General features: G+C 70.3%; 12 protein-coding genes and 1 tRNA gene. 5 read left to right on the forward strand and 8 right to left on the reverse strand.

What is annotated here, in order from left to right; genetic code table 11:
* Position 1 precedes the first annotated feature (1 nt).
* From AC07FJ_RS10985 to AC07FJ_RS11000, 4 genes are all read right to left on the reverse strand, one after another.
* Positions 2-1,291 carry a homoserine dehydrogenase gene (locus AC07FJ_RS10985; protein ID WP_361419794.1) on the reverse strand — a complete coding sequence of 430 codons (1,290 nt, stop codon included), beginning with the start codon at positions 1,289-1,291 and terminating at the stop codon, positions 2-4.
* Between the two features lie 98 nt (positions 1,292-1,389).
* Positions 1,390-2,781 carry a diaminopimelate decarboxylase gene (lysA, locus tag AC07FJ_RS10990; RefSeq protein ID WP_479047607.1) on the reverse strand — a complete coding sequence of 464 codons (1,392 nt, stop codon included), beginning with the start codon at positions 2,779-2,781 and terminating at the stop codon, positions 1,390-1,392.
* Positions 2,782-2,796: 15 nt separating this feature from the next.
* Positions 2,797-3,837 carry an ArgS-related anticodon-binding protein NrtL gene (nrtL, locus tag AC07FJ_RS10995; RefSeq protein ID WP_479047609.1) on the reverse strand — a complete coding sequence of 347 codons (1,041 nt, stop codon included), beginning with the start codon at positions 3,835-3,837 and terminating at the stop codon, positions 2,797-2,799.
* A gap of 84 nt (positions 3,838-3,921) precedes the next feature.
* Positions 3,922-4,446 (reverse strand): response regulator, encoded by a 525-nt coding sequence (locus AC07FJ_RS11000; RefSeq protein ID WP_479047611.1) that lies wholly within the window; start codon positions 4,444-4,446, stop codon positions 3,922-3,924.
* Between the two features lie 106 nt (positions 4,447-4,552).
* On the opposite strand from AC07FJ_RS11000, the gene AC07FJ_RS11005 reads away from it, so the two are divergent.
* Positions 4,553-4,624 (forward strand) — tRNA-Arg (locus AC07FJ_RS11005).
* Between the two features lie 248 nt (positions 4,625-4,872).
* Here the strand turns inward: AC07FJ_RS11005 and AC07FJ_RS11010 are convergent.
* The gene (locus AC07FJ_RS11010) at positions 4,873-6,156 is read right to left on the reverse strand and encodes a DNA sulfur modification protein DndB (RefSeq protein WP_479047613.1); all 1,284 of its coding nucleotides are present in this window, start codon (positions 6,154-6,156) and stop codon (positions 4,873-4,875) included.
* 539 nt (positions 6,157-6,695) lie between these two features.
* On the opposite strand from AC07FJ_RS11010, the gene AC07FJ_RS11015 reads away from it, so the two are divergent.
* Positions 6,696-8,342 carry a restriction endonuclease fold toxin-2 domain-containing protein gene (locus AC07FJ_RS11015; protein ID WP_479047615.1) on the forward strand — a complete coding sequence of 549 codons (1,647 nt, stop codon included), beginning with the start codon at positions 6,696-6,698 and terminating at the stop codon, positions 8,340-8,342.
* Between the two features lie 28 nt (positions 8,343-8,370).
* Complete coding sequence (locus tag AC07FJ_RS11020; protein ID WP_479047617.1) at positions 8,371-8,820, forward strand: hypothetical protein; 450 nt, start codon at positions 8,371-8,373, stop codon at positions 8,818-8,820.
* A 243-nt stretch (positions 8,821-9,063) separates the two neighbouring features.
* Here AC07FJ_RS11020 and AC07FJ_RS11025 read toward each other — a convergent pair whose 3' ends face one another.
* From AC07FJ_RS11025 to AC07FJ_RS11035, 3 genes are read right to left on the reverse strand one after another with little or no spacing between them, the layout of a single operon-like run.
* Entirely contained in the window at positions 9,064-9,753 is a 690-nt protein-coding gene (locus AC07FJ_RS11025; protein ID WP_479047619.1) for a 4'-phosphopantetheinyl transferase family protein, read from the reverse strand.
* Positions 9,750-10,583, reverse strand: a complete 834-nt coding sequence (locus tag AC07FJ_RS11030) for a metallophosphoesterase family protein (RefSeq protein ID WP_479047621.1) — start codon at positions 10,581-10,583, stop codon at positions 9,750-9,752. Before AC07FJ_RS11030 ends, AC07FJ_RS11025 begins: the two co-directional genes overlap by 4 nt.
* Entirely contained in the window at positions 10,583-11,326 is a 744-nt protein-coding gene (locus AC07FJ_RS11035) for a thioesterase II family protein (protein ID WP_479047623.1), read from the reverse strand. The genes AC07FJ_RS11030 and AC07FJ_RS11035 overlap by 1 nt, the downstream gene beginning before the upstream one ends.
* Positions 11,327-11,548: 222 nt before the next feature.
* On the opposite strand from AC07FJ_RS11035, the gene AC07FJ_RS11040 reads away from it, so the two are divergent.
* Positions 11,549-12,874, forward strand: a complete 1,326-nt coding sequence (locus tag AC07FJ_RS11040) for an MFS transporter (protein ID WP_361419116.1) — start codon at positions 11,549-11,551, stop codon at positions 12,872-12,874.
* Positions 12,871-13,068, forward strand: coding sequence for an MbtH family protein (locus AC07FJ_RS11045; RefSeq protein WP_479047625.1), 198 nt, complete (start codon positions 12,871-12,873; stop codon positions 13,066-13,068). The genes AC07FJ_RS11040 and AC07FJ_RS11045 overlap by 4 nt, the downstream gene beginning before the upstream one ends.
* The last annotated feature ends 5 nt before the right edge of the window (positions 13,069-13,073 follow it).

Below are 13,073 nucleotides of genomic sequence, written 5' to 3' on the forward strand. Positions count from 1 at the left end.
CTTACTCCCCTTCAACACGCATGATGCTGGCGACACCGCGCACGGTGTCGAGCTTGCGCAGCGCTTCGACGGTCCCGGAGAGGGCGGCGTCGGGCGCGCGGTGGGTGACGACGACGAGGGAGGCCTCGCCGTCCTTGCCCTGCTGGCGCACCGTATCGATGGATACGCCGTGCTCGGCGAAGACCGTCGCGACCTGGGCGAGGACGCCCGGCTTGTCGGCCACGTCGAGGCTGATGTGGTACCGCGTCACCACGTCGCCCATGGGGCTCACGGGCAGCTGGGTGTACGCGGACTCGCCGGGCCCCGTCGCGTCGTTGAGGCGGTTGCGGCAGACGGCGACCAGGTCGCCGAGGACGGCGGACGCGGTCGGCGAGCCGCCGGCACCGGGTCCGTAGAACATGAGCTGCCCGGCGGCGTCGGCCTCGACGAAGACGGCGTTGTACGCGCCGCGGACGGAGGCCAGCGGGTGGCTGAGCGGGATCATCGCGGGGTGCACGCGCGCGGTGACGGACCCGCCGTCGGCGGCGCGCTCGCAGATGGCGAGCAGCTTGATGGTGCAGCCCATGCGCTTGGCGGAGGCGAAGTCGGCGGCGGTGACCTCGGTCATGCCCTCGCGGTAGACGTCGTCGAGGCGGACCCGCGTGTGGAAGGCGATCCCGGCGAGGATGGCGGCCTTGGCGGCCGCGTCGAAGCCCTCGACATCGGCGGTCGGGTCGGCTTCGGCGTACCCGAGGGCCGTGGCCTCGTCCAGCGCCTCGGAGTACCCAGCGCCGGAGGTGTCCATCTTGTCGAGGATGAAGTTGGTCGTGCCGTTGACGATGCCGAGCACCCGGTTGACCTTGTCACCGGCGAGGGACTCGCGCAGCGGCCGGATCAGCGGGATGGCGCCGGCGACGGCGGCCTCGTAGTACAGGTCGCGGCCGTGCTGCTCGGCGGCGGCGTACAGGCTCTGCCCGTCCTGGGCGAGGAGCGCCTTGTTGGCCGAGACGACGGAGGCGCCGTGCTCGAAGGCGGTGGTGATGAGCGTACGGGCGGGCTCGACGCCCCCGATGACCTCGACGACGACGTCGATGTCGCCCCGTTTGACCAGGGCCATCGCGTCGGTCGTGATGAGCTCGGGGGCGATGCCCGCGCGCACCTTCGAGGGCCGGCGGACGGCGACACCGGCGAGCTCGACCGGGGCGCCGATGCGCGCGGCGAGGTCGTCGGCGTGCGTCGTCATGATGCGCGCCACCTCTGAGCCGACCACTCCACAGCCCAGCAGCGCCACCTTCAGCGGACGCGTACGCATCATCCGACCTCACTTCTCATACTTCTACGGTGTGGACCAGTCTCACTCACCGGACGGAAGTTTCTCCCTTCCGTCCGGATTATGAGACGTCTATTTCATCAGCCGACATCGAGACGCAGGAGATCTTCCTCCGTCTCACGCCGGACGATCACCCGCGCCTCACCGTCGCGGACCGCGACGACGGGCGGGCGAAGCGCGTGGTTGTAGTTGCTGGCCATGGAGCGGCAGTACGCCCCGGTGGCCGGCACGGCGATCAGATCGCCCGGCGCGACGTCCGCGGGGAGGAACGCGTCCTTCACCACGATGTCACCACTTTCACAGTGCTTGCCCACCACGCGGCTCAGCATCGGCTCGGCGTCGCTCGTCCGGGACACCAGCGCCACGGTGTACTCGGCGTCGTACAGGGCGGTGCGGATGTTGTCCGACATGCCGCCGTCGACGCTCACGTACGTCCGCAGCCCCTCGAGCGGCTTGACCGTGCCGACCTCGTACAGCGTGAAGGCGGTGGGGCCGACGATGGCGCGCCCGGGCTCGACGGAGATGCGGGGCGTGGCGAGACCCGCCGCCTCGCACTCCCGCGTCACGATCTCGGTCAGCGCCTTGGCGATCTCGTGCGGCTCGCGGGGGTCGTCCTCGGAGGTGTACGCGATGCCGAGCCCGCCGCCGAGGTCGATCTCGGGCAGCTCGACGCCGTGCTCGTCGCGGACCTCCTTGAGCAGGCCGATCACGCGGCGGGCGGCCACCTCGAAGCCGGAGGTGTCGAAGATCTGCGACCCGATGTGCGAGTGGATGCCGATGAGCTCGAGGCCGTCGAGCTTCAGCGCCCGCCGTACGGCTTCGGCGGCCTGCCCGCCGGCGAGCGCGATGCCGAACTTCTGGTCCTCGTGGGCGGTGGCGATGAACTCGTGGGTGTGCGCCTCGACGCCGACGGTGACCCGGATCTGGACCTTCTGCCGGACGCCGAGGGACTGGGCGATGTGGGCCACGCGCACGATCTCCTGGAAGGAGTCGAGGACGATCCGCCCGACACCGGCGCGGACGGCGCGGTCGATCTCCTCCACGGACTTGTTGTTCCCGTGGAAGGCGATGCGCTCGGCGGGCATCCCGGCGTCGAGGGCGGTGGTGAGCTCGCCGCCCGAGCACACGTCGAGGTTGAGCCCCTCCTCCTTGAGCCACCGGACGATGGCGCGGGACAGGAACGCCTTCCCGGCGTAGAAGACGTCGGCCTCGGCGCCGAAGGCATCGGCCCAGGCCCGGCAGCGGGCGCGGAAGTCGGTCTCGTCGAGGAAGTAGGCGGGGGTGCCGTACTCCTCGGCGAGGGTGGTGACGGGAATGCCGCCGACCGTCAGCACACCGTCGCCGTCCCGGGCGACGGTCCGGGACCAGACCTTGGCGTCGAGGCGGTTGAGGTCGGCGGGCGGAGCGGTGTAGTGCCCCTCGGGCAGGACGTCGGCGTGGCGGGGCCCGGCGGGGTGTGCGGAACGGCTCATGTCTCTCTCACAAAGTCACAAGTAGTCGGGAGCGCTGATGCCGAGCAGTGCCAGGCCGCCGGCCAGCACCGTCCCGGCGGCTTCGGCGAGGGCGAGCCGGGAGCGGTGGGCGGCCGAGGGTTTCTCGTCGCCGAGGGGCAGCACGGTGTGCTGGAACCCCAGGAACGCGTCGGCGGTGGCCTCCAGGTGCCGGGCGACCCGATCGGGGGCGCGGTGGCGTGCGGCGGCTTCGAGGACGGCGGGGTGGTCGCCGAGGGCGGTGAGGAGGCGGCCGGCGTCGACGTCCTCCTCGTACGCGGCGGTGACGCCGAGCTGCGCGGCGTTGCGCAGCAGGGCGCGGGCGCGGGCGTGCGCGTACCGCACGGTGAAGAGCCCGTTGGCCTCGGTCTGCGGGAGTACGTCGCGCGCTTCGAGGGCGCGGTCGTGCGCGGCGGGCCGGAGCAGCGCCCAGCGGGCGGCGTCGCGCCCGAGGGCGTACACGTCGTAGGTGACGGGCAGGGGCCTGACGGCTTCGGGCAGCGGGGTGGGCGGGGTGCCCTCGGCGTCGACGCGCACGCCGAGCGCGGCCCAGGCGGGGTCGACGGCGTCGCAGCCGACGCGGACGCGCGCGCCTTGGGCGGTCTGGAGGCGGGCCACCGCCTGGGTGACGACGGCGGCCCGCACCTCCCGCCGGTGGTGGTACTGCAGGATCTGCCCGGCCAGGGCGCTGCCGTGGCCGTAGCGGTCCCCGTGCTCGCGCACGCGGGCGATCAGCTGCGCGTGGCTGTCGCCCCGCAGGGTGAAGTTCAGGAACCCGGGCCCGGTGATCTCCACGGCCTCGATCCCGGGCACCCCGTCGAGCCGGTCCCGCAGGACCTCCGCGACCCGCCGCGCCGGCAGCCCGGCGACCCCGGCCAACTGGAGGGCGGCGCTGGTCGCGTAATCCCCTCTCCCGCCGGGGCGGGGCCGCTCGACCTTGACGCGCTCGGGGAGGGGGGCCTCCACCCGCAGGGCACCGTCACCGACCGCGCGGCGCACGGCGTGCAGCACGGTGAGGGAGAGATCTGCGGGGGTCACGGGACAAGCGTATGGGAGGAGGGGGGTGGGCATGCGAACCGGTTTCGCGATGCGGGCAGAAGGGGGCGGCGGCAGGGCTTGTACCTAGCCCCAGGGTGCCCCTGTCCCGGTCCCGCTCCCGGTCCCCGACCCGGACCCTGTCCCGGTCCCGGCATGGCCGGCGCCGCGGCGGCCCTCGGGGTCGCGCTCCATGAGCTGCCGCACGAGCCGCACGAGGTCGGCGGGCTCGAAGGGCTTCGCCAGGAACGCGTCCACCCCGGCGGCGAGCCCGCCGTCCATCTCGTGCTGCGTGCAGGCGCTGATGATCGCCACCGGTAGGTGCCCGGTCCGCGGATCCTCCCGGAGCCGCGCGGCGGTCCGCAGCCCGTCGAGGCGCGGCATGACGACGTCGAGCGTCACGACATCGGGGCAGACCCGATGCACGACATCCAGACACTCGGCACCATCGGCCGCGGTCACGACCTCGAAGCCCTCAAGCTCGAGATTGACCCTGATCAGCTGCCGGATGACCCTGTTGTCGTCCACGACGAGCACCCGGCCGGACGCGCCTGACACAACTCGAGAGTAGGTCGCGATCCGGCCCTGCGTCCGGGTTTTCCCCACTTCCACCCCTCACGGGCGACAGCCCGCGTGTCGCCCTCCGGAAATACCTGTTCACAGGCACCGCCCGAGAGCTGGTAGGGTTCTACCCGTCGCCGCCGATCACGGCGGACACGCCCCCGTAGCTCAGGGGATAGAGCAACGGCCTCCGGAGCCGTGTGCGCAGGTTCGAATCCTGCCGGGGGCACTCCAGCTCGGACTGCGTGATCAAGCCGCTGACCAGCGAGAGTGCCAAACATGGAGACCCGGACTCAGTCCCACTGAGTCCGGGTCTCTGTCGATGTGTGTCACTGATCGCGAGTGAGCGGCGAGTGACTCTACTTAGCACTCGCCCCTGCCAAGCCGTCGGTATCCCACCCGACTATTCGTATCCTGAGCAGCAGCGAGGCCCCCTCCACGTCGCATGTGAAGGGGGCCTCGCTGCTGTCCAATGGATCAGATAGCGGCAGGTGCCTTTTTGTACCAGTCGGTGATCACCTTGGTCAGGTGGACGATGTTCTGCTGGCGCATGATCGGGGCGGAGGCGTTGGGCTCGAAGTCCTCGTTCGCCGCGGTGGTGCGCCAGATGCTCTGCTCGGTGACCGGGGCGCTCATGTGGCGGTCGAGCCGCTTGAAGAACTCCTGGATGTCACCGTCCTCCACTCCGTCCTCCTTGAGGTTGCGGTAGACGCCGCCGAGGACGCGGAGCATTCCAACGGAGCCGAGGAGGGAGGACTCGCGGAGCTGCATCGCCTTGGTGGGGGGCGCCGGCGGCTCGTTCTTGCGCTTCTCGGAGAGAGAGGGGTGGTAGTTGTCGACGTCCTCCTCGGTGATCGCCGCCAGGTCGGTGAAGGCCGTGGAGATGACGTCCAGGAAGCCGCGGACGCTTTCGATCACCTCGTTGTCGGTGAGGGACTCGACCTTCTTGTTCACACGTCCGCCGGGACCGGCGATGACGGAGCGGGTGATGTCGGCGACGTGCTTGGCGCCCATCAGGTTGCGGTTAGCCAGAGTCATGCGGTCGCGCTCGATATCGATCTTCCCCGCGAAAAGGGGGTGGGCGACGATGTCGGTGAGCGTACGGTTGGCGATGCGCGAGGTGTCGAAGCGGGCACGGACAGCGCCGGAGATGCCCTTGGCGTTGTCGGCCACGTCGACGAACATCTGCTGCCCGCGGACGCCGTCAACCTCCACGTAGATGTCGACGCCGATGAACTCTTCCTTGAGGCGCTGGAGCCGGAGGATCAGGGCCTCGCGCTCCTCGTCAAGCTTCTGTCTCTTGGCCTCGTTGGCGCGGACTGCCTCACGGTCAATGCGTGCGATCTCGTCGGTGATGCGCTTCTTCTCCAGATGGACCCCGAGCACGCGGTGCTGACCGTCGATCGTAATCAGGCGCCCGATGCCACCGATGGCCCACGGCACAGTGAGGTAGCCGACGGTCCCATCCTCACTGATCGGCTCGAAACGGCAGCCGCCAGTGTCACGGATAAGGAGGGCCGGAGCTACCCAACCGGGGTTTTCAGCGAGGTAGTTGCCGAACCCCTTCGCGTGGTTGGAGTCGACACGGCGGTTGTCCGGGTCTGGCTTAGCCGGGTCCGGGATCGTGAGGATAACCGGGAGCTCGGACAGAGGGATGCGGGTCGTGTAGACCGTGCGTCCGCCTTGCGTAGTCCGAATCGCCAGGTAGGTGGACTCCTCGCGAGTCAGCGACAGACGGGAGGGATCGACGGTGATGCTCACCTTAACGTCCTTTCCAAGCCGGGGCGTTGATCCCCAGCCGTGACAGGGCGCAACCGTAGAGCTTTTGCTGATTAGCCGTCAAGATGACTTATTATCCTCGGCAGTTAGTGAACTAATGTTCGCCACTCCAGCCCATCGCTTTCTCGGTCTTCTGTTGTTCAGCTCCTCGTGGCCATCGATGCATCCCTCGTAGCGACGGTGGATGACCTCCGGCGAGTGGCCCGCACGACGGGCGACCTCGGCGACGGGGACACCCGCGTCAGCCAGTTCGTGATACACGTGTGCCGCAGGTCGTACGGGCGATTGGCAAGTGGGGACTCCGCCTTGCCCAGTGGCAGGGCAATCGGCCGGGCCTCCTGCCAGATTCTCCAGTAACTGGATGTCCCGAGTACGGCCCCGCGCTCGTTGGCGAAGAGCCGACCGCTCTTCGCCGTGCCGAACTCCGCTCTACAGGCCCGATGTCGGAGCCATGCGGTAGAACTGTCGTCGTACGATCCGTTGTTCGCGCCCGCAATGCGGGAAACGGGGAGGGCGACACAATGAGCGGACTGGCACCAGACCTCAGGTTCATCGCAGAGGGCATGATCAAAGGAGCGATGGGCCTGACAGACACCATGCGTGGAACCCGGGACACGGCCATCGCCCTGTTCCACGAGCTCGGTGAGCAGCTCGGTATGGCAGGAGACGACGACGCGGGGCGCGCATTCGCGAAGGTCTACCGATCGGCCGCCGCCGCCACGTTGGACAAGATCGGATCCAGCGCCTACGTCGTTGGCGAGGCCAGTCGTGGGCTCATGCGCACTGCGCGTGAGTTCATGGCGCAGGAGAGCGCCATGGTGGCAGCGCTGCTCGGAAAGCAGGTGGACCTGACCGCCGGTATGGGCGACCCCGGGCAGGGCTGCCCCGAGAACTACCTCGGTCTGGGCCGAGAGCTTCCCGAGGTGGTGGGCGAGACGGCGTGGTACGAGCAGTACGTCCCCGGCGGCGGCAGCGACCGTTACCGGGGCTCGCCGGAGAAACTGCGCGTGGTGGCGGGCTGCTGGCGGCGTGGCGGCAAGCTGATGCTGCGTTTCCTGGAAGATGCGCAGGCAGCCGCGATGACGGCGGACAAGGCGCATTCCGGGGAAGCTGCCGACGCCTTCCGGGCCTACTTCACGTTGTGCGTCGGGCTGGCCTGCCCACCCGCCCAGGCCCAGGAGGACGAACCACTCGTCGCCAACCTCGTGGCGGCCTGCAACGAAATCGCCAAAGCCTGCGACCGGTACGCCGAACACGTCGAGGTGGCCCAGAAGGCGATTCAGCAGCACCAGTTGGATCTCTTCGCAATGGACATGCCGTGGGACAGCCCCATGTTCGGTGGCAACGGCTTCGACGGCGGCCTCCTGGACGCCGTGCTGGGTGATCCCTGGATCCGGCGTCTCGGGGAGGTGGGCCATGCCCTGGACTCCGCCGAGAAGCGGGTCCGGCTCCCCGAGAGCGGTGGCGGCCCCACCACCCCCGGGCTCCCCTCCGTCCCCCCTCTCATTCCCCTGCCGGTTCCCGGGCCGAGGCCGGTGCCGCTCGTCCTCGCCTCGTACACCGGCGGCATGCCGGGGATGGTCCCCGCGATCTACCGGGACCCCGACCCTGGCATCCCGTGGCGAGATCCGATACCTCCGGCGGCCGTCCCTCCGCCGCGGCTCCTGACACCGGCCGAGCGGCAGGATTTCGTCACCTGGGTCAATACGCTCAAGCCGGCCGGATTCGGGGGAAAGGCAGATCCCCACACCAAGGAGAACCAGTACCAGTTGAGGATCGCCGGCTATCCCGAGCGAATCGTCCCTCTGCCCAAGGATTACGAGAAGCCGGCGATCGGAGCCGACGGGATGCGGCCGGCGGACGGAATGATGGTCGACGCCAAGTACGTGGAGGACGCGGACGATGACTGCAGGAAGACGACGTGGCGCCGCCCCTCTACGTTCGAGATCCAGGATGAATTCAAGCCGGACGGAACCAAGAAGTGGAACAAGAAGGACATCCTGATCGGTAGGGACGAGGCCGAACTCGAGAAGTACCGGCAGGCGATGATCGAGCACAAGGAGATTCGAGGTCTGGAGATCGTCACCAATGACAAGGAGGCCGCGGCTTATTGGCAGACACTGATGGCCCTCCAGCAGGTTTCCGGCTCGGCCCGGTACGTGAAGTGATCCAGCGCCGAGGAAGGACGATGCCCACATGACGCACGACGACGACCCGACCACCTTCCTGTTCTACGCGCCGGAGCGGGAGCCCCATGCCTGGGGGCTGGAACTAGCCGGCCTGGGCGAAGCTCTTAGGGAGGCGTTCCACGAGGCCCGCTACAAGGTCCGCCAGGACCGCACGCATCAGGGCGAGCCGTACCTCTCCTTCTGGGCGGCCGCCGAGGACGGCACCGAGTACGACGGCGCGGCCACGGTCCACGGGCGTGACTGCGTGATGCTCGCGGACACGACAGCGGGTGCGGCGGCTCCCTTCCTGGTCTGGCTACGGGACGGATATCTACCCGCCCGCAATCTCATCCGCTTCAGCAGTGAGCCGGCCGTGGAGCGGGGCATCGAGTCGGACTGGCGACTTCCGGCCGACGGGGACGCGGAGCGGGTGGCCGATGAACTCAGGCACCATCTGGCCGTGGTGAAGGGGACCTGAGTCAGGCGGCTGCACCGGTGTCGTTACGGCAGTCCGCGCAGAGCGCGGCCGGCCGGAGCCGGGGGCGGGTCGGTTCGGAGTCCGGCGGTCGCTGTTCTGAGGGAAGCGGTGGCGGCTGGAAGTGGCTGAGCCGGTACTCCACGGACCGCGCCGGGTGATGGATCCGCACGCGCCCGGACGGCAGGCCCGCCGCGGGGTACGGGTGATCTGCGCGGGCGTTACCGAGCGGGCGGGCCGGTGTGATCAGCCGGAGCGCGTGCCCGAAGGGGGATGCCCAGTCGACGTGCAGTGGCTGGAAGTGATCGTCGCCGCCGTTACCAGCAGCCCCTCCCCGCACAGCCACGTCCCCGTCAGCGTCGGGAACGGCGACGGGACCAGGATGCGGGCCGTGAAGGTGGAGGTGGTCGGGTCCAGGGTGAGGGTGGCCTCGTGGAAGTCGAGCCAGCGGTGGGTCAGGGGGTACCAGACCTTGTAGACCGTCTCCTTGGCGCTGAAGAGGAGGCGGTCCCACTGGACCTCGGGGTGGCGTGACGCCAGGGACGTCAGGTGGCGGCGTTCCTCGGGGAGGGTGACCAGGTCGAGGACGCCTTCGTCGGGGAGCGGGAGGTTCGGTTCGGCGTCGATGCCGAGGGCCGTGAGGGCGTCGGCGCGGGTCACCGCGGCCGCGCGGTAGCCCGCGCAGTGGGTGATCGAGCCGATGAAGCCCGACGGCCACTGGGGGGCGCCCTTGGGGTCGCGGAGGAGCGGGGCCGGCGGGGCGCCGAGTTTGGCGAGGGCCTCGCGGGCGCAGCGGCGGGTGGTGGCGAACTCGCGGCGGCGTGGCTCGACGGCGTTCGCCACCAGGGCCGCCTCTTCCGGGAAGAGGGAGTCGGCGGTGTCGTCGGTGAAGGATTCGACCGCGACGACCGAGGCGGGGAGGAGGGATTCGATCATTCCGGGTGTCCCAGGACGCGTACGGGCCGGTACTCCGCGCCGCCGCGGGGCTTCCACTCGCGGGGGTAGCCGAGCGACACCTCGTGGTGCGGTACGCCGTCCCGGTGGATGAGGCGCGGGATGTGGAGGTGGCCGTAGACCACCGCGGCCGCGCGGTAGCGGACCGGCCAGTCCTCCGTGGCCTCGGTGCCGCACCACAGCGCGAACTCGGGGTAGCGCAGGGCCCGGGTGGGTTCGCGTACGAGGGGGAAGTGGTTGACCAGGACCGTCGGCAGGTCCGGCGGGAGCTGCGCGAGCCGGGCCGCCGTGGCGGTGACGCGGGCGCGGCACCAGGCCTCCCGGCTCGGGTACGGGTCGGGGTGGAGGTAGTACTCGTCGGTGCCGACGATCCCGGCCCGCTCGGCGATCCGCAGGGCCTCCTCCTGGGTGCGGGCGCCCTCGGGGCGGTAGGTGTAGTCGTACAGCAGGAACAGCGGCGCGATCACCGCCGGGCCGCCCTCGCCCTCCCACACCCGGTACGGGTCCTCGGGGGTGGTGATGCCGAGGCCGCGGCACAGGTCGACGAGGTGGAGGTAGCGCTCCTCGCCGCGCAGTTGTACGGCGTCGGAGGGGGTCGTCCACAGTTCGTGGTTGCCGGGGGCCCAGATCACGTGGGCGAACCGGTCACGGAGCACGCCGAGCGCCCAGGCGACGTCCTCGACCGACTCGCTGACGTCACCGGCCACCAGGAGCCAGTCGTCGTCCGTCTCCGGCCGCAGCTTCTCGACGACCGCACGGTTCTCGCCGTGCCGTACGTGCAGGTCGCTGACCGCGAGGAGCCTTCCGGCCATCAGACGGTCTCCAGTCGCGTACGGATGATGCCGGCCACCGCGTCGGTGTGGTGGTCGAGGTAGAAGTGGCCGCCCGGCAGGACCCGCAGGTCGCTGCCGGCCGTCGTGTGTTCGCGCCACGCCGCCGCGGCCTCGACCGGGACCACCGGGTCGCTGTCACCGACCAGGACGGTCAGCGGGGTGCGCAGCGGCGGGCCGGGCTGCCAGGCGTACGAGCGCAGCGCGCGGTAGTCGGCGCGCAGGGGCGGCATGACGAGCTCCATCAGTTCGGGTTCGTCGAGGATCTCCCCGGCGGTGCCTCCGAGCAGGCGGATCCTCGCGAGGATCTTCTCGTCGGTGTCGAGCAGGTCGGTCACGGTGGCGTGCCGCGCCGGTGCGGACCGGCCCGACAGGAACAGGTGCCGGGGGCCGGGCAGTCCGCGCCCGTCCAGGGCGCGGGTGAGTTCGTACGCGAGGAGCGCGCCCATGCTGTGGCCGAGGAAGGCGTACGGCCGGCCGTCGTCGCACAGGGGTTTCAGCTGGTCGGCCAGGGCCTCGACCAGGCTGCCGACGTCCTCCAGCGGTGGCTCGTCGCGGCGGTCCTGCCGGCCCGGGTACTGGGCCGCCAGCACGTCGAACTCCGGTGCCAGCCGCCGGCTCAGCGCCAGGTAGGCACCGGCCGCGCCGCCCGCGTGCGGGAAGCAGAACAGCCGTACGCCGCTGCCGGGCGTCGTCGCGAACCGCCGGAACCAGTCACTGGCCATGTGCTTTTCCCCGTTTCCCCGATGACTGGCGCTCACATTACCGAGGCCGCCGCGGTTCCTCCGGCGAACGGTTGATCGAGTCGTTCTCGTGTGCGAAAGTTCGAGCCGCTGAGGAACCGTCAACGGAACCGTGAACGGAACGTCGGGGTCGTCATGCACAAGTCCTTACGTGTCAAGGGCGGCACCGAGTCACAAGCTCCCCGCCCCGGTCGCTTCGCGGGGATGGGGGGTTTCTCGGTCATCTGGGCCGGGCAGGTCGTGTCGCTGGTCGGCAACTCCGTGCTCCGGTTCGCGTTCGTCATCGAGGCCTGGTCGGCCGGTGAACGGGCGACCGCCGTCACCCTGCTCTCGCTGTGCGCCCTGCTGCCGCAGGTGGTGCTCAGTCCCGTCGCCGGAGCGCTGATCGACCGGTCCAGCAAGCGGACCGCCCTCCAACTCGCCGACGGCGGCGGACTCGTGGTCGTCGCCGCCCTGTGCGCCGTGCACTTCGCCGGGGACGGACTGCAGGCCTGGCAGGTGTATCCGGCCGTCGCCCTCCTCGGGGTGAGCGCGGCCTTCCAGTTCCCGGCGATGGCCTCCGCCGTGCCCATGCTGGTGCGTACGGACCAGCTCCAGCGGGCCAACGGCATGCTGGCGAGCGCCAAGAGCACCGCCGAGGTGGGCGGGCCCGCGCTGGGCGGCGTGCTCGTCGCCCTGTCCGGGGTCGGGGTCGTACTCGTCGCCGACCTGATCAGTTTCGTCCTCGCGCTCGTGACCATCCGGCTCGTGCGGTTCGCGGGGGACGCGAGGAAGGCGCGCGCGGCGGCCACCGGGCGGAAGCGGATCCTCCCGGACGCGGTGGCCGGGCTGCGGCACCTGTTCCGGCAGCCGAGCCTGCGCGATCTGATGCTGACGTTCTGCGTGGTGAACCTGGTGATGGTCTTCGGGTTCGCCGCCGTACAGCCCATGGTGCTCGCCCGCACCGGGAACGACGCCGCCGCGCTCGCCGCCGTCAACACCGCCATCGGCGTCGGCGGTGTCGCGGGCGGGCTGCTCATGGCCACCTGGGGCGGGCCGCGGGACCGGGGGCGCGGCATGATGCTCGGCATCATCGGCATGTGCCTGACCTCGCAGGTGGCGATGGCCCTGGCCGACGGGGTCGTGGGCTGGTGCGCGGCCATCTTCGCCGGGGCGCTGCTCATGCCGCTCGTCAACGGCGCCATGCACTCCCTCGTGCAGACCAAGGTGGAGCCGGAGTGGCACGGCCGGGTCTTCGGCGCCGTCATGTTCCTGTCGCAGCTCTCCGTGCCGATCGCCACCGGCGTGTCCGGGCCGCTCGCCGACACCGTCTTCGAGCCGCAGGCGGGCGCCGGGACCGGGCTGTTCACGGTGCTCGGGCCGGTCCTCGGGGACGGGCCCGGCAGCGGCATGGCGGGGATGCTGCTCATCGCCGGGCTGCTGGGCGTCGCCGTGGCCCTGTGGGGGCTCGCGCGGCGCTCCATACGCGAGATCGACGTACTGCTTCCGGACGCCGAGCCCGAGAAGCCGGAGAAGGGGGAAGAGGGATGAGCGACGTACGGACCAATCCGTTCGAGGACGAGGAGGGGCTGTATCTCGTCCTCGTCAACGGCGAGGGGCAGCACTCGCTGTGGCCCGACGGGATCGACGTCCCTGCGGGGTGGACCGTCGCCTTCGGGGCGAGCCCCCGCACGGACGCCCTCGCGTACGTGGAGGAGCACTGGACCGACCTGCGGCCGGTGTGACCGAC

It is taken from the genome of Streptomyces sp. NPDC045998, assembly GCF_056430285.1.